The 20,816-nt window shown below is 44.5% G+C and carries 15 protein-coding genes; 12 read left to right on the top strand and 3 right to left on the bottom strand.

The genetic code is table 11. From position 1 onward, the window contains the following. Position 1: 1 nt before the first annotated feature. The 7 genes from MJ764_RS02255 (at position 2) to hrpA (ending at position 9,304) form a co-directional block, all read left to right on the top strand. Complete coding sequence (locus MJ764_RS02255; protein WP_239324262.1) at positions 2-808, top strand: siderophore-interacting protein; 807 nt, start codon at positions 2-4, stop codon at positions 806-808. An 81-nt stretch (positions 809-889) separates the two neighbouring features. Continuing rightward, the gene (locus tag MJ764_RS02250) at positions 890-1,852 is read left to right on the top strand and encodes a siderophore ABC transporter substrate-binding protein (protein ID WP_239324260.1); all 963 of its coding nucleotides are present in this window, start codon (positions 890-892) and stop codon (positions 1,850-1,852) included. Between the two features lie 96 nt (positions 1,853-1,948). Further along, positions 1,949-2,917, top strand: a complete 969-nt coding sequence (locus tag MJ764_RS02245) for an ABC transporter permease (protein ID WP_239324258.1) — start codon at positions 1,949-1,951, stop codon at positions 2,915-2,917. Continuing rightward, entirely contained in the window at positions 2,907-3,881 is a 975-nt protein-coding gene (locus tag MJ764_RS02240) for an iron chelate uptake ABC transporter family permease subunit (RefSeq protein ID WP_239324256.1), read from the top strand. Before MJ764_RS02245 ends, MJ764_RS02240 begins: the two co-directional genes overlap by 11 nt. A gap of 67 nt (positions 3,882-3,948) precedes the next feature. Continuing rightward, a complete protein-coding gene (locus MJ764_RS02235; RefSeq protein ID WP_239324254.1) occupies positions 3,949-4,707 on the top strand; it encodes an iron ABC transporter ATP-binding protein in 759 nt (252 codons plus the stop codon). Positions 4,708-4,718: 11 nt separating this feature from the next. Then, positions 4,719-4,958 carry a hypothetical protein gene (locus MJ764_RS02230; RefSeq protein ID WP_239324249.1) on the top strand — a complete coding sequence of 80 codons (240 nt, stop codon included), beginning with the start codon at positions 4,719-4,721 and terminating at the stop codon, positions 4,956-4,958. A gap of 323 nt (positions 4,959-5,281) precedes the next feature. After that, entirely contained in the window at positions 5,282-9,304 is a 4,023-nt protein-coding gene (gene hrpA, locus MJ764_RS02225; protein WP_239324248.1) for an ATP-dependent RNA helicase HrpA, read from the top strand. Positions 9,305-9,381: 77 nt separating this feature from the next. On the opposite strand, the gene MJ764_RS02220 is transcribed toward hrpA, so the two are convergent. Both MJ764_RS02220 and MJ764_RS02215 read right to left on the bottom strand, forming a co-directional pair. After that, positions 9,382-9,807 carry a hypothetical protein gene (locus MJ764_RS02220; protein WP_239324247.1) on the bottom strand — a complete coding sequence of 142 codons (426 nt, stop codon included), beginning with the start codon at positions 9,805-9,807 and terminating at the stop codon, positions 9,382-9,384. After that, a complete protein-coding gene (locus MJ764_RS02215) occupies positions 9,794-10,495 on the bottom strand; it encodes a phosphoadenosine phosphosulfate reductase (protein ID WP_239324246.1) in 702 nt (233 codons plus the stop codon). Before MJ764_RS02215 ends, MJ764_RS02220 begins: the two co-directional genes overlap by 14 nt. A 1,156-nt stretch (positions 10,496-11,651) precedes the next feature. Between MJ764_RS02215 and MJ764_RS02210 the strand changes: the two genes are divergently transcribed. Beyond that, positions 11,652-12,233: a DUF3418 domain-containing protein gene (locus MJ764_RS02210; protein WP_239324245.1), complete on the top strand. Its 582-nt coding sequence runs from the start codon at positions 11,652-11,654 to the stop codon at positions 12,231-12,233. Positions 12,234-12,634: 401 nt separating this feature from the next. Beyond that, positions 12,635-15,940 carry a S8 family serine peptidase gene (locus tag MJ764_RS02205; RefSeq protein WP_239324244.1) on the top strand — a complete coding sequence of 1,102 codons (3,306 nt, stop codon included), beginning with the start codon at positions 12,635-12,637 and terminating at the stop codon, positions 15,938-15,940. A gap of 70 nt (positions 15,941-16,010) precedes the next feature. Here MJ764_RS02205 and MJ764_RS11560 read toward each other — a convergent pair whose 3' ends face one another. After that, a complete protein-coding gene (locus MJ764_RS11560; protein ID WP_369127169.1) occupies positions 16,011-16,178 on the bottom strand; it encodes an integrase core domain-containing protein in 168 nt (55 codons plus the stop codon). 338 nt (positions 16,179-16,516) lie between these two features. Between MJ764_RS11560 and MJ764_RS02200 the strand changes: the two genes are divergently transcribed. The 3 genes from MJ764_RS02200 (at position 16,517) to MJ764_RS02190 (ending at position 20,785) form a co-directional block, all read left to right on the top strand. Then, positions 16,517-17,998 carry a SulP family inorganic anion transporter gene (locus MJ764_RS02200; RefSeq protein WP_239324242.1) on the top strand — a complete coding sequence of 494 codons (1,482 nt, stop codon included), beginning with the start codon at positions 16,517-16,519 and terminating at the stop codon, positions 17,996-17,998. 813 nt (positions 17,999-18,811) lie between these two features. Beyond that, positions 18,812-19,393: a ferritin-like domain-containing protein gene (locus MJ764_RS02195; protein WP_239324240.1), complete on the top strand. Its 582-nt coding sequence runs from the start codon at positions 18,812-18,814 to the stop codon at positions 19,391-19,393. A 321-nt stretch (positions 19,394-19,714) separates the two neighbouring features. Beyond that, positions 19,715-20,785: a zinc-dependent alcohol dehydrogenase family protein gene (locus tag MJ764_RS02190; protein ID WP_239324238.1), complete on the top strand. Its 1,071-nt coding sequence runs from the start codon at positions 19,715-19,717 to the stop codon at positions 20,783-20,785. The last annotated feature ends 31 nt before the right edge of the window (positions 20,786-20,816 follow it).

Raw genomic sequence — 20,816 nt, 5'->3', positions numbered from 1 at the left:
AATGAATAAACGTTCACCACATCACGCTTATCTGGTACGCGTGCACAAGATTATCGATTTAAGCCCTAATCTGCGCCGGCTGGTTTTGCACAGTGCAGAACTGGCCGAGTATCCGCACCAGTTTAACGGTGCTCACATCAAAATTTTTCTGGCGCGCCCTGGGCAGACAACACCACAACTGCCCCAATTTTCAGGCCATGGCTTTAACTGGGCGGAAGCGGATAACAAACCGATTGTGCGCACCTATACTATCCGTGATTATGATGCTAAGGCATGCACAATTAGTATTGATTTTGTAAAACATGGCGACAGTGGCCCTGCTTGCGCATTTGCCGAACAGGCTCAGCCGGGAGATATACTCGGTATTTCTTCCCCCGGCGGCCCGAATCCGATGCTGAAAACGGCTGCGCGTTATTTGTTTGCCGGCGACATCACTGCCCTACCGGCCATTGAGTCACTGCTTGCCGGTATGCAGCCGGATGCACGTGGCGATGTTGTACTGTTACTGCCCCAAGCAGAGGATTTACCGGCTACCCTTTCCCTGCCCGCCGGAATGCGTCTGCATACCTTTTACGGTGATTTAAGCCAAATTCCGGCACTAGTAAAACTTGTCAGTACTTTTGTCCCCCTTGTCTGTGATGATTTTGCCTGGGTTGCGGGCGAAGCAGCACTGGTTAAACCACTACGTGAATTACTGCGTACACAATGGCAATTACCACCCCAGCGCCACTACGCCGTTCCCTACTGGCGTCAGGGAGAAAATGAAGAAAGCTATCATGAGACACGGCACAAATTTATCGAAAAATAAGCGCTGTGCACCAGAAAAGTGACCTTACTTCTGCTCAGGCAGTATAATTATTGCAAACGATAATGATAGGAAATTCTAAAAATGATTAAATCTTGCTGGAAACCTCTTGCTCTGTCGGTACTGGCACTGACTTTACTTTCCGCCTGCGGTCAAAAAAGTAATGAAAATAGCACTGCCAGTAATACGGCTGCTTCTGCTGCTGTCAGTGGAGCAACTGTTAACGTAAATACCGCTCGTGGTGAAATGGCAGTACCGGAAAACCCATCCAAAGTCGTGGTATTTGATATGGCTACGCTGGACGATTTACAAGCATTGAAAGTGCCTGTTGTTGGCGCACCGAAAAAAGTACTGGTACCGTATTTGCAGCAGACTCTGGAAACGGTCAACAACGTCGGTACGCTGTTTGAACCAGATATGGAAGCCCTCCATGCCCTGAAACCGCAGTTGATTATCATCTCAGGCCGTACTGCACCTAAATATGATGAGCTGGCTGCGCTGGCTCCTACCATGGATATGTCTGACAGCGGGCAGGATTTGATTGGTGATGGCCTGAAAATGCTGGATAGCTACGGCAAACTGTTTAAGAAAGAAACAGAAGCCAAAAAACTGCATGATGATATCCAAAACCTGCTGGCTGAAACACAGCAGGCTGTCAAAGGGAAAGGCACTGGCCTGATTCTGATGGTAAACGCTGGTAAACTTTCTGCCTTTGGATCTTCTTCACGCTTTGGCTGGATACATACTCAGGTAGGCGTACCGGCAGCAGATAGCAGTATTCCGGAAGCACCGCATGGCCAGTCTGTATCTTTTGAATATGTACAGAAAATCAATCCAGACTGGTTATTCGTTATCGACCGCACAGCAGCCATTGGTGAAGAAGGTAAAACGGCTCAGGCCGTGCTTAACAACGATTTGGTACGCCAGTCCAAGGCATGGAAAGAAAACCATGTTATTTACCTGAGCAGTGCTTCCTATCTGGCTGCCGGCGGTGTGCAACAAATGAAAACCGACCTGACCAATATCAAGGCTGCTTTCGCTCACTAAGCTGCGCATTATCCATCCACAGTCATCAGGTTTCGCTTTGTCGCGCAAAATTCGCGACCATAGCGCAAACCTGCTGTCTGTATCCTTTTGTGCCTTATGTTTCGTTCTTTCCAGATTAATACAATCAATCTATTGCTGCTGCCATTGTTACTGATTATCAGTATCAGCATTGGCGCAGCCACTTTCCATTGGGGTGATTTATTTAGCAGCAGCGATACACGCTCCCTGCTGCTGTATAGCCGCCTGCCCCGTTCTCTGGCCATTATCCTCACCGGTGCCACATTGGCAGTGGCCGGCATGGTTTTACAGATTGTATTGCGTAACCGTTTCCTCGAACCCAATATGGTCGGTGCCACCCAAAGTGCAGCACTTGGCGTATTACTGGTATCTATCTGGTTGCCACAGGCTAGCCAGCTAGCCAAAATGAGCTGTGCCAGTATTGCCGCATTACTGGGCATGACCCTGTTTTTACTTCTGTTTCGCCGATTGCCCCCTCACCGGCAAATGATGATTCCGTTAATCGGCATTATTTACGGCAGCATCATTGAAGCAATGGTGAATTTCATTGGTGTGGAAACCAACACCTTACAATTATTGGCCGTGTGGTTTGCCGGTGATTTCTCTGCCGTGCTGGCAGGGCGTTATGAATTATTATGGCTCACTGGCCTGATGGCACTACTTATCTATTTTCTCGCCGACCGGCTCACCATTGCCGGATTGGGACAGAATATCAGTACCAGTCTGGGCATCAACTATGCACAAATGATGTGGATTTCCCTGATTACGGTGGCCACAATTACCGCCATTGTGGTGGTAACTGTTGGCCAGATTCCTTTTATCGGGCTGGTGGTACCCAATATCGTTTCCCGACTGGCAGGTGACCGTTTACGGCAAAATCTGCCCGCAGTTGCACTTTTGGGTGCCAATGCCCTGCTGGTATGTGACATTATCGGTCGCACTATTGACCCGCCCTATGAAATACCAGTATCCCTGATTTTCGGTATTGTCGGAACCCTGATTTTCCTGTACCTGCTGTTTAGAAAGCCTTCCGTACATGCAGCATAACCCAACCATGCCATTACACCATGCCGGTGCACGTTTTCTCGGCGTGCTCAGTATTCTGTTAATCATTACCAGCATCCTGTTTATGACCTACGGAGTCAAGGGCGGCTGGGATTTTGTTCTGCAACTGCGCGGCAAAAAACTGCTCATGCTGCTTACTGTCGCCTACGCAGTTGGCGTATCCACCCTGCTTTTCCAGACCCTGACCCATAATCCCATTCTCACCCCGGGATTGCTTGGCTATGATTCACTTTATCTGCTACTGCAAACCATTACCCTGTTTGTGTTTGGTGCAGTGGGCTACACCAGCATCGGTGCGCTGAGTAAATTTATTATCGAAGCGCCATTAATGATGATGGCGTCCTTACTATTGTTTCGTACACTAACCAAAAACAGCAATGGTGACTTGGCACGACTGATACTCACCGGCATGATTTTTGGCGTCATGTTTCGCAGTTTCAATAGCTTATTGCAACGCCTGATTGATCCCACCATATTTGCTGTTGCGCAGACCCGCTATTTTGCCCAATTTACCTCCGTAAACATCAACATGCTGATAATCGGCATCAGCGTGATGCTGTGCAGCACTGTCTGGATCTGGCGAATGCGCTATCAGCTAGATGTGCTTATGCTCGGGCGCAATGCCTCCATTGCACTGGGGATAAACTATGCGCGCCTGAGCCGCAGCATCCTGCTGTGGATTGCCCTGCTGGTTTCGGTTTCCACCGCACTGGTGGGGCCCGTGAGCTTTTTTGGTTTACTGATATGTGCACTGGTGAATGCCTGTGTACCCAATATGAAGCATCAGCTGCGAATTCCAGCCGCATTTCTGGTAGCTGCGCTAGTACTAATTAGTGGCCAGCTACTATTTGAACATTTACTCGGCATGCAGGGAGTATTAAGTGTCGTCATTGAATTTTGCGGTGGCATTGTCTTTCTGTGGCTGGTATTAAAGCGTAAACGCTAAACTATTTCAGACACATACTTATTTATATTAACTATTTTTCTGCCTACCGATTGAACCTAACAGCAAAATGATTACCATAAAAAATGTTAACCACAACATCAACGGCACAGCAATCCTGCGCGATATCAATCTCGACATACCTGATAAAAGCATTATCGCACTGATCGGCCCCAATGGTGCAGGTAAATCCACCCTATTTTCTCTGATTGCGCGTCTGCTACCGCTGCAACAAGGTAGCATCCATATTGATGAACTTGATGTCAGCCACAGCAAATCTACCGCTATCGCCAAAAAACTGGCGATATTATCGCAAGAGAACAATATACAGAGTCGAATTACCGTACGCGATTTATTGCTGTTTGGCCGCTATCCACACAATCAGGGGCGAGTTACTCCCGAAGACCAGCAAATTGTTGATCAGGCATTGCAGCGTTTTGAACTGGAAGCGCTGCAACAGCGTTATCTGAGTGCACTATCCGGCGGCCAGCGCCAGCGCGCACTCGTAGCCATGACTTTCTGCCAGCAAACCAAACATGTTATTCTAGACGAACCGCTCAACAATATGGACATGTATCATGCCCGCGAACTAATGCGCCTGCTGCGCCAGCTTACCACCGAACAGGGCTTGACAACCATCATGGTTGTCCATGATATCAACATGGCCGCAGCCTATGCCGACCATATTGTTGCCCTAAAAAATGGGCAGATTGTCATGCAGGGCACACCAGAGGACATAATTACCATAGACAACATTCAAACCATATTTAATCTGGATACCGAAGTTGTCAGCCACAAAAGTAAACCACTCGTTATCCATCATCTCTGACAGGTCAGACCATGCAAAACAATAATCCTCCCCACCCACGTAAACAGACCTCACTAATTATCGCCATCGTTGTCCTGTTTGTTATACTGGCCTCATGGTTTATCTGGCTGTTTATGGGAGACGACGCCGCAGTACGCATGTCTATGGCTCGTATAATGTTGATTTTTCTAGGGCTCGTATGCACATTCTTATTTGGCGTATTCATCATGATTGGCCTGAAAATCTGGCGCCAGCAACACCCGCATAACTGAAAATTCCGTCTATTTCCAGCACAGTGCAACCCCAAAATTCACACAGAGGTGTTCTAATACACCAGAACACCAGAACACCAGAACACCAGAACACCAGAACACCATAGCACAGTATCATTAGCCAACAGAGCATCAAGCTATTTTTTTGCTACAGCAACTATTGTGCCTATAAAACAGAAAACTGCGCAGCTACTTATCCGCCAGTTTGTATCCCAAATTGCCTAATTAAACACCAAAACCTGCTATAAAATGCCGCCCAAAAGCATTTTAAGCAGATTTGTTATAATACGCATATTCAATCATTTTTCGGCAATATCTGTGCCATGTCAGCATACGAACTTAATCAAATCCTGAGCAAAGACCGCTTTTATCTGCAACGAGCCTGTAAAAATCCTGCCCGTTATGGCGGTGAAGAAAAAGTAAACAGCCGTTATCAGCGTTCTCATCAGGCCTATCTGCAACGACTGGCCGGACTCCCCGTACCCGAATACGACAATACCCTGCCCGTACATGAAAAACGCGCAGAAATCAAACAGGCCATCAGCCAGCATCAGGTAATTATCGTCTGCGGCGAAACCGGATCAGGCAAAACTACCCAGTTGCCGAAAATCTGCCTCGAACTTGGGCGCGGCGTGGCCGGACTGATTGGCCACACCCAGCCACGACGGCTGGCTGCACGCTCTGTAGCCGAGCGCATTGCCGAAGAACTGCATAGCCAGATTGGCCAGAACGTAGGCTATAAAGTACGTTTTAACGACAAAACCGCACCCGAAAGCTATATCAAACTGATGACCGACGGTATCCTGCTGGCCGAAAGCCAGACCGATCGCTTTCTCAGCACCTACGACACCATCATCATCGATGAAGCACATGAACGCAGCCTGAACATCGACTTTTTGCTGGGCTATCTCAAACAGCTTTTACCACGGCGCCCCGACCTGAAAGTCATCATTACCTCTGCCACCATCGATGCCGAACGCTTCAGCCAACACTTCGCCCTGCACGGCTTACCCGCTCCTGTCATCGAAGTATCCGGCCGCACCTATCCGGTAGCAATTCGTTATCGCCCCCTGCACAGCACCGACGCAGACGAAGCCGAAATAGAAATCAACGACGCCATCGTTGATGCTGCCGACGAACTGGCACGTGAAGGCAATGGCGACATTCTGATTTTCCTGCCCGGCGAACGTGAAATCCGCGAAGCTGCACATGCATTACAGCAATCACCGCTGCGTCGTAACGACGAAATCCTGCCCCTGTTCGCGCGCTTATCTGCTGCCGAACAGCATAAAATCTTTCATCCGAGTGGCCACCAGCGGCGCATCGTGCTGGCTACCAACGTTGCCGAAACCTCCCTTACCGTACCCGGTATCCGCTATGTTATCGATACTGGTCTGGCTCGGGTAAAACGCTATTCCGCCCGCGCCAAAGTAGAACAATTGCACATCGAGCCCATCAGTCAGGCTGCCGCACGCCAGCGTGCCGGTCGTTGCGGCCGTGTTGCCGCAGGTATCTGTATCCGCCTGTATAGTGAACAGGACTTCAACCAGCGTCCTGCATTTACCGACCCGGAAATCATCCGCAGCAATCTTGCTGCCGTTATCCTGCGCATGATTAGCCTCAAACTGGGCGATGTGAACGCCTTTCCCTTTTTACAGGCTCCCGAGCAGCGCTACATCAACGACGGCTATCAAATCCTGCTCGAACTTGGTGCGGTAGATGAGCACAACCAGCTCAGCAAACTGGGCGAACAGATGGCACGCCTGCCACTAGACCCACGCATCAGCCGCATGCTGCTGGCCGGCACACGCCTGCAATGCGTTGCCGAAATGCTGGTAATCGTAGCAGCCCTGTCGATTCAGGATCCGCGCGAACGGCCACTGGAAGCACGCGAAGCTGCAGCCAAAGCGCACGAACGCTTCAACGACAAGCAATCTGACTTTCTTGCCTACCTCAACATCTGGGATTCTTATCAGCGTGAACGCGATAAAGGTTTATCCAACCGGCAAATGATACAGTGGTGTCATCAATACTTCCTCTCCCACCTGCGCATGCGCGAGTGGCGTGAACTGCATCACCAACTGGCACAAATTGCCATCGATATGAGGCTTACCGATAAAGCCGGTGCCTACCGGCAAATCCCTGACAACAACACTACCCAGCCAGCAGCCAGCAAAAACGACGATCAGGATTTATCTGCCAGACTCAAACAGCAGCAAATTGACCGCCGCCAGCAGCGCCAGAATCGGCAACAGGTCAAAGAAGCCAGCTACGAACAGATTCACCGCGCTCTGCTCACTGGCCTGATAACCAATGTTGGCCTCAAAAGCCCCGAAGGACACGACTACACCGGAGCACGTGGCATCCATTTTCATCTGTTTCCTACTTCTGCATTGTTTAAAAGTAAGCCTAAATGGGTGATTGCTGCCGAGCTCACCGAAACTACCCGACTGTATGCGCGCGATATTGGCAAAATCGAACCGGAATGGATTGAAAGCGAAGTCCCTCATCTTTTGCGCCATCACTACTTCGAACCACATTGGGAACAGAAACGCGGCGAAGTTGTGGCCAGCGAACGCATCACCCTGTACGGCCTCACTGTTATGCCCCGTCGACCAGTCACCTATGGGCGCATCAACCCAAAAGAAGCCCGTGAAATCTTCATCCGCAGCGCACTGGTAGCACAGGAATGCAGCCTCAAAGCAGCTTTTTTCCAGCATAACCAGAAACTGATAGAAGAAATCACCGAGCTGGAACACAAATCTCGCCGGCAAGATGTACTGGTAGACGAAGAAGCCCTGTTCAGCTTCTACGACCAGCGTCTGCCAGCCAGTGTAGAAAGCAAAGATCGCCATCTGCCACTGGCCGATATCTGTACCTTTGAAACCTGGCGCAAACAGGCTGAAGCCGAAAACCCCAAACTGCTGTATCTGAGCCGTGACGACCTGATGCAACACGCAGCCAGCAACGTCACCGAAAGCCAGTTTCCCGAATACCTCGACACCAAAGACGGCCGCTGTGCCCTCAGCTACCGCTTCGAACCCCATCACCCGCTGGATGGCGTTACCGTAGCTGTCCCTTTGCCTCTGCTCAACCGCATCAGTGCCACTCGGCTTGAATGGCTCGTGCCCGGCATGATTCGCGAAAAATTGCAATTACTCATCAAAGCACTGCCCAAACAAATCCGCCGTATCTGCGTACCCGTACCCGATTTCATCACAGCCTTTCTCAGCAGCAATCCCGACATCAATGCCCCACTGCTACCACAGTTAGCAGACGCCATTGCCCGACAAGCTGGCGACATGCGCCTGCTCAGCCAGATAGATATCGAACAGTGGCGCATACAACAATTGCCAGCACATTGTTATTTCAACATTCAAGTAATAGATGATAGCGGCGCAGAACTGGCCAGCGGACGCGACCTCCACGTCCTGCAACAACAGCTCGGACAAGCGGCTGCGGTAACCTTCCGCGACAACAGCAACGAATTTGAACGCGACAACATCACCAACTGGGATATTGGCAAACTACCAGAAAGCATCAAATTTGCCCGCGCCGAGCAACAACTCACCGGCTATCTTGGCCTGCAACAGCAAAAAAACGGCAGCATCGCCTTACGCCTGTTTGATACCGCGGCTGCCGCCGAACAGGCACATCGCAGCGGCGTACTCGCCCTGATGAGCCTGCACCTGAAAGAACAGATTAAAGACCTCAACAAAGGCCTGCCAGATTTCACCCAAATCGCCATGCTGCTCAAACATCTTGGCATGGACAAGCTGCGGGAAGACCTTACCCATGCTGTTCTTGACCGCGCCCTAATAGGCGAAGACGAGCTGCCGCGCGACGAAAAATCCTTCAAGGAACAGCTCAAGCGAGCGCGCAGCCGTCTACCAGCGGTAAAAGAAGCCGTCAATCACTATGCCCTGCAAACCGCACAGGCCTATGCCGAAGTCAATAGCCATCTGGGTAAACATCCATTAACCCAACTTTTGCGCCAGCACCTCAACAGCTTGATTTACCCCAGTTTTGCCAGTGCTACCCCGTGGCAGCAGTGGCCGCGTCTACCCGTATACCTGCAAGCCATGCTCAAGCGCATGGACAAATACGGCAGCAGCCCCGCACGTGATGCTGCCCGTGAGGCTGATATTCAGACACTCACCACCACATGGCAGACAAAAGTACAGCAATATCAGCAACAAAACCAGCCTGTACCCACTGCCATAACCGAATTTCGCTGGATGCTCGAAGAGCTGCGCGTTTCCCTGTTTGCACAGGAGCTCAAAACCCCTTATCCCGTTTCCGCCAAACGCCTGAGTAAAGAATGGGACAAACGCACAGTTCTGTAAAATCCACATAAAATAACCGCCCCGTTCACCAGAACAGGGCGGTTATTTTATTCAGTCGGCCACGACAGACCTGCCTCTTAATTATCAACCAGCTTCTGAAAATCCTTATCCACATAGTTAGATAATCGAAATCTCACCGCACCAGACGGCAGCTCAATCCCCAGTTTCTGAGCCAGCAACTGCCCGTCAATATACTTGTTTTCATAAGGGAGTATGGCCAACGCATTAAGAAAAACCATTAGCTGCTCATGTGTCTGAAAACAGACTGTACACCAATATTCACTATCCATAACCCGCTGACGTAGCTGTCTGGGCATCTGTTTAGCACGTTCAAACTCATGCTTCAGTTCCTCAAGCTGCATTAACGCTTCCGTATCCGCACGGCGGTCAGCACGCGCAGAACATTCTAAAAAAGACCCCGGTTCGGAAATATTCCGCGCCTTGCTGTCCAAATCGGGCTGCGCAGACATTCCAGCCTCCACAACGCTTTTATCCTTTTCCATGAGCACACTCCCAACGATAAATTTCCAGTTCACACAATGGAAAAAACTCCAAAATCTTTTGATAATCACGTGGATAAAACTGTTTGATAGGCAGCAAAAAACGCAAATCCAAGCTATCAAAAGAACAGCCAAACACCTTGTAATCACTTCCAAGCCTGACATTGTGCTGCGTAAAACAATGTAGCAAATCAGACTTTTTCCAGTCCCATATCGGATAATACTGACGCTGGCTCTTCACAATCGAACCATGTCGCAACATACTCAGTCGCCGCTTCGGATTTTTTTCCACCCTAGTGCCATTCGCTACCGGCGTATTCAGCGGTAAATTAAACATTCCGCACATTACCTTGCGAATATCGGCATAATCAAAATCCACCAGTTTCGCCTCATCAATTACCGGTATATTGTATAGTGGCTGAAAAACATGTGCTCTAAGCATTTGATACAGCGCAGGGTGCGGTAAACGAGTAATCTTGAAACCAAACTGACGCTCATACAAATCAAGCTGTTCTTCCACAAATTCCAGCTCTGGCACCAAATACAAATAATAAGGATAAACATCGGTAAAACTATCCTTAATGGCTAGATAAGCAGCAACCGCATTCTTACCAGTACTAAATGCCAAAATACTTTGCCTGTGTTCTTTGGCCACTTTCTTAATCGTGTTCGTTCCAGCCAAAATAGCCATAAATTCACAATTCCAAACAAACCATCAAATAATTTTAATAAGTATAGCCAAAATAAATCTAAATTCATAATCCGTTATGAGTTATTTAAATATTTTAAAATAATAAAATAGCAATAAAATTCTAATTTTATCGTATTTAATGAATTTTTATATCAATTAATCAGCATTATATAACAATAGTTACTCATTAATATAGCAAGTAATATCCTGAGTGTAAAAATCAGTCTTTACCTGATTTCTCAAACTCTTCTCACTTTGCAGCGAGGTTACTGCTCAGGCAGCACATAAACAGGCAATAATAATCACCATAAACACATGGAAAGTACATTGCTATAAAATATGCATAAAATACTGCTTAAGCCCCAAACATTAATATTCCTTTACCTGCCTCATTCAATTTATTCAGCTCACCACTTTTAACTCATAGCTGCATCACCATAACCGTAACTACACGCCACTTAATCTCTGTCTCTTAAATTCCTGAAACAGACAAAACAATTATCTGAAGTGACTAATCTGTATGCAACCAGATTATTGTTATACCCCCTGCTTTCAGATTGCACAAGTAGAAATATAAAAAAATCAAATATATATCAAAAAAAGATGCTATTTAAGTTAAATTATTAAATTGTTTGTATAATAAAATAAAGATGTTTGCTAATATTCATAATTGAGTATCTAAGCTATTTATATTTCTGCCCTCGCCATTCGATATGTCGATTTTCTCTCCTATTCAGATTTAATCATTTTAATAGCGGGTTCTTTTTTCTGTAGCCATACTAAAAATCACACTTCTGAAAACTCGCAGATTTCCCTAATTAGTCAGGCTGGAATTTATACCAGACAACACCATATCAGCTTAAAAAATTAGCGATTTAACATCGCCAATCCCAATCTTATTACTCTTTATCCCCTGCTTAATGGTATTACTGTAACTGTACCTCTACTCAACCGCATCAGCGCGACTTGAGTAGTTCGTACCCTGTATGATTCACGAAAAACTGCAATTATTCATCAAAGTAGAGCACAAACAAATCCAACACATCTGCGTACATCCGTACCCGATTTCGTCACCACTTTTCTTAGCAGTAATCCCGACATCAATACTCCCCTGCGTCCTCGGCTGACACACACCATTACCAGCCAGGCCGGCGATATGCCCCTGCTCAGCCAGCTCGACATCGAACAGAGGTACACACAACAATTGCCAGCACATTGCTATCTCAACATTCAAGTACTTGATGATAGCAGCACAGAACTGGCCAGCGGGCACAACCTCAATAGCCGGTCACAACAGTTCAAACAAGCGCGCGGCCGCCAACCTGCGATAACAGAAGACGCCAACCTCTATGCCCTACCACCCACACTGTTTTATACCAAATTCTACAGCCATCAAAGCAAATATCCATTAATCCAGATTTTGCGCCCGCACCGCAACAGCCTGATTTATCCCGGCTGTACCAGCACCACCTATTGGCAGCAATGGTCGCACCTGCCCGTATACCTGCAAACCATGCTCAAACGCATGGACAAATACGACAGCAACCCCGTATGTGATGCTGAGCGCGAGGCCGATATTCAGACACTCATCGACACTTGGCAGACAAAAGTACAGCAATATCAGCAACAAAACCAGCCTGTACCCACTACCATAGCCCATAGCCAAATTTCGCTGAATGCTCGAAGAGCTGCACATTTTCCTGACAGCTCAGGAATGCCCCCTATCCTATTCAGCTAAATACCTTAGTGAAGAATGAAACAAACGCATAGCTCGACAAAGCAAATATTCTTGCCAGCAGCGCCAATTAACACAACGAGCAAGCTGCTATTAATTCTGAATCGAATCCGCTTAATTAACTGGAGGCAAAAATTGATCACAATTGTCATATTCTGCCAACACCATCATACAGCCTTGTTTTTTTATATTGCTGTTTATACTATTTTTATTATCAATTAATAAAAATTTAGCCTAATTTGTAAATAAATATATATATATGTTAACATCAATAACATATGAGCACTAAAACGAGGAAAATTATAGAAAAACCTGGGAATTATAATTCATTAAAATATGATATTTTATTTAAAGATTTTTTATTTTGATTCAAACAATTGTTTGTAATTAAGGAGATAATCAGTATGAAATATTCTAAATTGATGCTTAAAGCAGTGGTTATTGCTGTTTCAATAGCATTGACTGCCTGTAGTGAACATAAAAGTCATTTACATGTGCATTCTACAAACACTGGTGGCAAATTAGGAGGAAGTGGTGCCGAAAGTACACCACCTATACCATCACCAAAACCGGAATTACCTTCACTAGTAGAGCCTTCACCCAAGCCTATCGACCCACCTAAATCTATCGACCTGCCCAAATCTATTGACTCGCCTAAATCTATTGACTCGCCTAAATCTATTGACTCGCCTAAATCTATTGACTCGCCTAAATCTATTGACTCGCCTGAACCTATCGACTCGGCTGAATCTATTGACTCGCCTAAATCTATCGACCCGCCTAAATCTATTGACCTGCCTAAATCTATTGACCTGCCTAAATCTATTGACCTGCCTAAATCTATTGACCTGCCTAAATCTATTGACCTGCCTAAATCTATTGACCTGCCTAAATCTATTGACCCGTCTGAACCTATCGACCCACCTGAACCTATTGATTCGCCTGAATCTATGTATTCACCTAAGTCGATTAGAATTCCAATGCCTTCGGATGACCCCTCCAAGTTTGATAGTTCCAAACGTGCCCAAAAGGTACCATTAAGTAAGAATCGATATGGTGGTAACAATCAACAGGCTGATCGTTTAAATTTAAAAGACGCACGTGATCAGGGGCTTGATGGTCGTGGGGTAAAGGTGGGAATCGTTGATCTACCAGTTCATATTCAACATCCAGCATTACCTAAAAATACAGTTAATCTGGGTGAATTTGGTACCCATCATCCTCCCCAGAGTAAGCATAGCCACGGAGATATAGTAGCATTAGTACTAGCAGGTAAAAATGTTAATGGTCGGGTATTGGGAATAGCTTCAAACGCTAATTTACATGTCGCTGGTGTGTCTTACAGTACTCCAGGCTTCATAGATGGATATGGTGCTGCATTACGTGCATTTCATGCTCTTAATAAGGCGGGAGTAAAAATTGTTAATAATAGCTATGGCAGCAATTATGCAGATAATAAGCAAAAATATATTAATTATGCTAATGAATATTTAAATCCTATAAATGCTACCGCTAAAGGAAAATCTTATATTGGTCAGGTTACTTCGCTGGTACAAGACGACATGCTTTTTATCTGGGCAGCAGGTAATAGCGGTCAAGACCAGCCGGATATTCGCAAATTGTTTCCATTAATTGAGCCTGAATTACAAAAAGGCTGGATTGCAGTAGCTGGGGTAGATCGGGATAATAACATTAATAAACGTTCTAATCGTTGTGGTGACGCCAAAGAATGGTGTATGGCTGCTTATTGGCAAGTTGACACGGCTAATCTAGAAGCACAGCCTGGTGATAATATTAATTCATTACCATACTCAACCCCGGCAGGTACCTCAATTGCAGCGCCTCAGGTTACAGGTGCTGCCGTATTGGTGAAACAAAAATACCCATGGATGACCAATAACAATTTACGTACCACCTTACTCACCACTGCTACCGACCTTGGTGCCGAGGGCGTGGATTCTGTTTATGGCTGGGGATTGTTAAATATCGGTAAAGCAGTTAATGGTCCGGCACAATTTGCTTTTGGTGATTTCTCTGCCAATGTGACTAACGGGCAATATATATTCAGTAATGATATTAGCGGAAAAGGCGGATTAATTAAAAATGGTAGCGGTACACTGATATTGCAGGGGCAACATACTTATCAGGGTAAAACCCAGATAAATTCAGGTATGCTGGCTTTAGATGGCAGCAATCAATCAAAAGCACACATTGTTCATAGCGGTACCTATCAGGTTAAGGGTAGCACTGGAGCTGTTAAGAATGAAGGTACCTTCATAAGCCGTGATGCCACCATTAATGGTGATTTTACACAGACAGCAGACGCCACCTTCCAAACCAATCTAGGTAGCAAAACCACCATCAATGGTAGAGCAGATCTGGCCGGACGTTTGTATTTTGATGCACTTAAATCTGGCTTTATCCCAAAGACAGGAGCAAAGGTTAAAGTAATAAATGCTCATCAACGCCATGGTAAATTTAATAAAACTGAATTATCCGCCAATATATTATTAAATGGCAGAACCATTTATGACAGCAATAATGTTAACTTTTATATTACTCGGATTCCTGCGCGTACAGCTGTTTTAGCCAATCATCTTTTAACATACAGCGCAGCAGATCAGGCGATTCAAGCGGCAGCCGATGCGGTAGATAAAACCTTTACCCAACTGGATAGCTTGCAGATGTCTGAGCTACAGGATACACAAAAGCAGGATTTAGTGGAAGGTGCTGTTAGTATCCAGAATGTACAATCAGCGCAAAGCCTGAAGCGGTCGCTATATTCTTTATCGGGAGCGGTATATAGCAATGCTAATGTGGTGAATACATTGGCAATGGGCAAGCTGAATAATGATTTTATGTCATCTATTCAGAACCCTTCAGATAAAGTTGAAGCGATTGTTGAATTTAACCATTCTAAAAATCGTTGGAACCCATCCGGAATCAAAGGTAAACAAAATACCAATAGTGGTATATTGGGCGCCAGCAAAAACTTCGGTAATGGTTTATCCGGAGCTATAGCCTATACTTTCCAGAATTCGAGCTGGAATGAACCTGATGCTAGTGCTAATATCAAAAGCAATGGTTTGATGATTGGTTCGTTCTATGCACCAGATGCATGGAAAGGTGCATTCCTTACCGGTAGTTTGGGCTATAACCGTTTCTCCAACGATGTTAATCATCAGATATGGTTAGGAGAAAAAGTTGAGCAGAGCGGTGCCAAAGTCAAAGGGAATTTATGGCAACTGGTAGTTAACGGCGGTAAGCCATTTAACCTAAACAGACTAACGCTCACACCACAATTGGGAATGAGATATGACTATCTGCAACAAAACAGCTTTACAGAAGATGGCGCGCACGGATTTGGTTTGCACGCCAGAAAACTGGATAAAGGGATAATAGCAGGTACAGCTAATTTATTAACCCAATACCGCTTTAATATCAAAGATACATTGTATAGTATCTTTGGTTTAGTAGGAGTTGAGCATGATTTTCAGGACAGAGATTATGCTACCCGTGGCGGTTTTGCAGGTATGCATAGCAATGAAAAAGCCGGCAGATGGTCTTCGGCCAAAACACGCTGGAATGCAGCGGTAGGTAGTAATATACAAATCGGCCGAAATATCAATGCGGGTATACAATATCAGTATGAAAATGGTAATCATTGGCATAGTAATTCTGCCAAAGCGAATTTGAATATTCGTTTTTGATAATAGCATAAATTATTAGCTATTTGATTATATAAACTGAATTCCGGGATAACCGGAATTCAGTTTATAACTATGCCATTCTTAGTACATAATTTACGCAAAAAATTACGCTGCGTGTTTCAGTGTGTGAGATATTTAGTGTCATATTATTTAGTGCCTCATGAAGTCTTCCGGTGTTATAAACCATTAGCCATTCTTCGATTGCACTCCTTATCTGCTTTAAATTATTAAAAAAGATATAAATTTAATACTGTCGGGCAATCCGTACGCTTAAATCGTTCCATATAACCATATTGATATAAACTGCCCGATTGAATATCAGCTATGGCTATACCATTAACCAAAATCAGGAAATTAACCTTGTCTAATTGTTAAAATTTTATTAGTATAATTAAATAAATTTAATTTCGGAGTATAGCTGTGTAGTTTATTGCGAGTTGTTTCTATCAAAAATAATTACAATTACTCGCGTGATGCACAGAAGTCATGTTTTTTCCTATCAAATTTTGATAACGTAATAAATGCATTGCTTCACGCTGTAATTCTCTTTCGTTTTTTCAGTGGTGATTAAATTCAATGCAATCCTTACGTAAAGAATGGTTTTCCAATATCAGAAATGATGTTCTATCTGGGCTCGTCGTTGCACTTGCCCTTATTCCTGAAGCAATTGCTTTTTCAATCATTGCCGGTGTTGACCCCAAGACGGGGCTGTATGCAGCTTTTTGTATAGCGGTTATTACGGCTTTTACAGGCGGTCGCCCTGGTATGATTTCTGCTGCGACCGGTGCAATGGCGTTATTAATTGCTGGTCTGGTTAAAGCGCATGGGCTAGAGTATCTACTGGCCGCGACCATCTTATGTGGTATTTTTCAAATTGTTGCGGGTTTTCTTAAATTAGGAAATTTAATGCGCTTTGTTTCCCGCTCTGTGGTAACCGGTTTTGTCAATGCATTAGCTATCCTGATTTTTTTAGCCCAACTTCCCGAACTGACTAACGTAACATGGCATGTCTATGCGATGACTATCGCAGGGCTTGGTATTATTTATCTCTTCCCTTATATTCCCAAATTAGGGAAAATTATTCCCTCCCCACTACTGTGTATTCTTATCCTGACAGGTATCTATATGTATTTTGGAATGGATATACGAACAGTGGGAGACATGGGCACCCTGCCCACAAGCTTACCTACTTTTTTACTCCCGAATGTTCCTTTTAATCTAGATACACTATTAATTATTCTGCCTTACTCCATTTCATTGGCGATTGTTGGCTTATTAGAGTCGATGATGACCGCAACCATTGTGGATGATATTACCGATACACCCAGTGATAAAAACCGAGAGTGCAAGGGGCAAGGTATCGCCAATATCGTCACAGGTTTCTTTGGTGGTATGGCCGGTTGCGCGATGATTGGTCAATCAATGGTTAATATGAAATCAGGCGGGCGGACGCGTTTATCCTCACTTATCGCCGGAACTGTACTTTTATTGTTAGTGGTGTTTTTACAAGACTGGGTAGGCCAAATACCCATGGCAGCATTAGTTGCTGTCATGATTATGGTTTCAATTGGCACCTTTAACTGGGACTCAATCAAGAATCTTAAATCGTATCCACTTTCAACTAATATTGTTATGCTCTCTACCGTGGTTGTGGTCGTATTTACTCACAATCTTGCTTACGGCGTATTTGTGGGGGTATTACTGGCATCATTGTTCTATGCCAATAAGGTTGCCCATTACCTTCAAATTAAGACTGAGCACCCCAGCAGGGAGCAACGTATTTATACAGTGTATGGACAAGTATTCTTTGCATCATCTGCAAAATTCATCAGTTCATTTGATTTTAAAGAAGTTGTACAAAAGGTAACAATTGATCTTACCCAAGCACATTTCTGGGATATAACCGCTGTAGCAGCCTTAGATAAAGTTGTGATTAAATTCCGCCGAGCAGGCGCACAAGTAGAAGTTTTAGGGCTGAATAAAGCCAGCAGTACAATTGTTGACCACTTTGGTGTCTATGATAAACCGGATGCTCAACAGAATTTAAATAATCACTAAGAGAATATAACAACGAAAAAAGAATGACCTGCATTGGTGGCGCAAAATGAGTATTTAGTGTTTGTCACTCGGTAACATGAAGCATGTAATAAACTAACAGTGCTCATAGTACTACTACATAAATACATCACCGCCACCACAGGCTATTCAAGCAAAATAAACAGCACTAACTATCAAATTGAGTATCAAGGCTGAATATTCCATAACTGGCTGTCTTTCTTTATCTAATTTGATTAATAACAAAATTTATATTTCATTGGTACCGTTATTTTTGAGCGGCTTAAAAACAATGATTAGATTCTTCTGCCAGTATTCTTAATTTTGAGCATAATCCCTTAGCCAAACATCTGATTTACTGGTTTATATTTATTAATCAAACAAAATTTAATTTATTATATCTAATATCCCATAGTATTATTCGTACTGCTAAATGATAAACTTACACCTGAAAAAATGTCCGTTACCGTTTCATTCTGGCGTCTGATATCAGCTTGGCTGCATCTGCAATTTTTCAAGCAATTGCAATAAATTTGTTACTAACAATTAAAACAGACAGACAAATAAAACAATAATTTGATGCTATATTTTACTTATAGCAAAAATAATTATTTGAGAATAATTAATTTTATTTCACCTTAAATATTAAATATTAAAACGAAAAACGTATAAATATACATTATGCAATTATATTCATCTAACTATTACCTATATTAAAAATAATTGCATAGACAACAACTTATGTAATCAGCTACCTTACAAATGGAACATTGGACAACAAACCGATAGCTACTCATATAAACTAAGGAGATAAACATGAACAAACGCAAACCACTAAAACGTGACATTAAATTCAGCACTACCGAAGAATTGCGTGCCAACGCACGCAAAAGTTATGCGGATGGTGCGGTAACATCAACCTATGAACTGGATGTTGAGCGGGTAGTTGAATTGCTTAATATCGCTTTAGCCTCAGAATGGGTATGTGTGCTGCGTTATTTGCGCCATTACTATATGGCTAGCGGCCTGTTTATGGATGCAGTAAAAGAAGAATTTATGGAACACGCCCAGCAGGAACAGAAACATGCGGCCATGCTAGCTGAACGCATTACCCAACTAGGCGGCGAACCAGATCTGAACCCTGATGTTTTTATTCAGCGCTCACCTACCGAATATATCGAAGGCAAAACCTTGCGTGATATGGTGGAATCAGATTTGATTGCAGAGCGCATTGTCATTGACCTGTACCGGCAGACAATTATGTATGTCGGCGATTATGACACCACTACCAAACGGATGCTGGAACATATTCTGGCCGAAGAAGAAGACCACGCCGATGAATTATCGGACATGATGGAAGGTCTGGACGGCAAACCGGTGTCAGACAAAATAATTTGATTGCTGAATAAAAAATATCCGTGTTAAACCCACGGATATTTTTTGTGCCCAGACTGGCCACAGCAGTATATTTCTCCAGACAACAGTAGTTTTAACACATCTGCAAATACTTTATTAAGACAAATATAGGTAGCTATCAGTGTAAACGGCTAAGATTCAAGCCAAACTAACAATCTGATCAATCTTTCGCTCAGCATGGCACCAACAGCCAACATGAAATTTATTATATTGATATCTTTACATTACAATCGGTAAAGAGACTGGTAATTCTGTTACTATAGATATCAGAATGACTTTTTAATAATTAAAGGAGTAAAGAGTATGAAAGCAATGGTGTACTACGGTGCTGGCGACATACGATTCGAAGAACGCGCTAAACCGGCAATTATCGAACCCACTGATGCAGTTATCCGCTTAATTAAAACCACCATCTGTGGTACTGATCTGGGCATTTTGAAAGGCAAAAATCCAGAAATTGAACAAACCGCAACCCAGAAAGAGGGAAAATTCAATGGCCGTACACTAGGGCATGAAGGTATTGGCATTGTTGAAGAAATAGGCAGAGGTGTTAAAAATTTCAAAAAAGGTGATAAAGTCATTATTTCCTGTGTTAGTCGCTGTGGTGTGTGTGAAAACTGTCAGAAACAACTCTATGCACATTGTCAAAGTGGTGGTGGTTGGATTATGGGCTATATGATTGATGGCACACAGGCTGAATACGTGCGCACGCCATTTGCTGATAACTCTCTTTACCGATTACCGGCAGATTTAAACGAAGACGTTGCTGTGCTATTGTCTGATGCCCTGCCTACTGCACATGAAATCGGCGTGCAATATGGTGATGTCAAACCCGGTGACACAGTGGCCATTGTCGGTGCTGGCCCGGTAGGTATGAGTTGTTTATTAACCGCGCAGTTGTATTCACCCAGCCAGATTATCATGATTGATATGGACGATAATCGTCTACACATGGCCAGAGAACTTGGTGCAAACCAGATTGTCAATTCCGCCAGAGAAGATGCGGTGGCGCGTGTGCTAGAGTTCACCAATGGCCGCGGGGTAGACTGCGCCATGGAAGCTGTAGGGCTTAGTGCTACTTGGGATATCTGCCAACGCGTAGTGAAAGAAGGCGGCCATCTGGCCAATGTTGGCGTGCACGGGCAATCAGTTAACTTCGAGCTGGAAAAACTGTGGATTAAAAATCTCACCATTACCACCGGTTTGGTCAATGCCAATACTACCGGTATGCTGCTGAAGACCTGTTGTTCAGGCAAGCTGCCCATGGAAAAACTGGCTACCCATCATTTCCACTTTAATGAGCTGGAAAAAGCTTATGATGTATTCAAGCATGCCGCAGATGAAAAAGCCATGAAAGTGATTATTGATTACTAAGCCATAATTGGATAAACCAAAATAGTTATTA

This window comes from Snodgrassella gandavensis (genome assembly GCF_914768025.1).
GTDB classification, from domain to species: Bacteria; Pseudomonadota; Gammaproteobacteria; order Burkholderiales; family Neisseriaceae; genus Snodgrassella; species Snodgrassella gandavensis.
The sequence above is the reverse complement of the archived record's forward strand: the minus strand, read 5'-3'. Positions and strand labels throughout refer to the sequence as shown.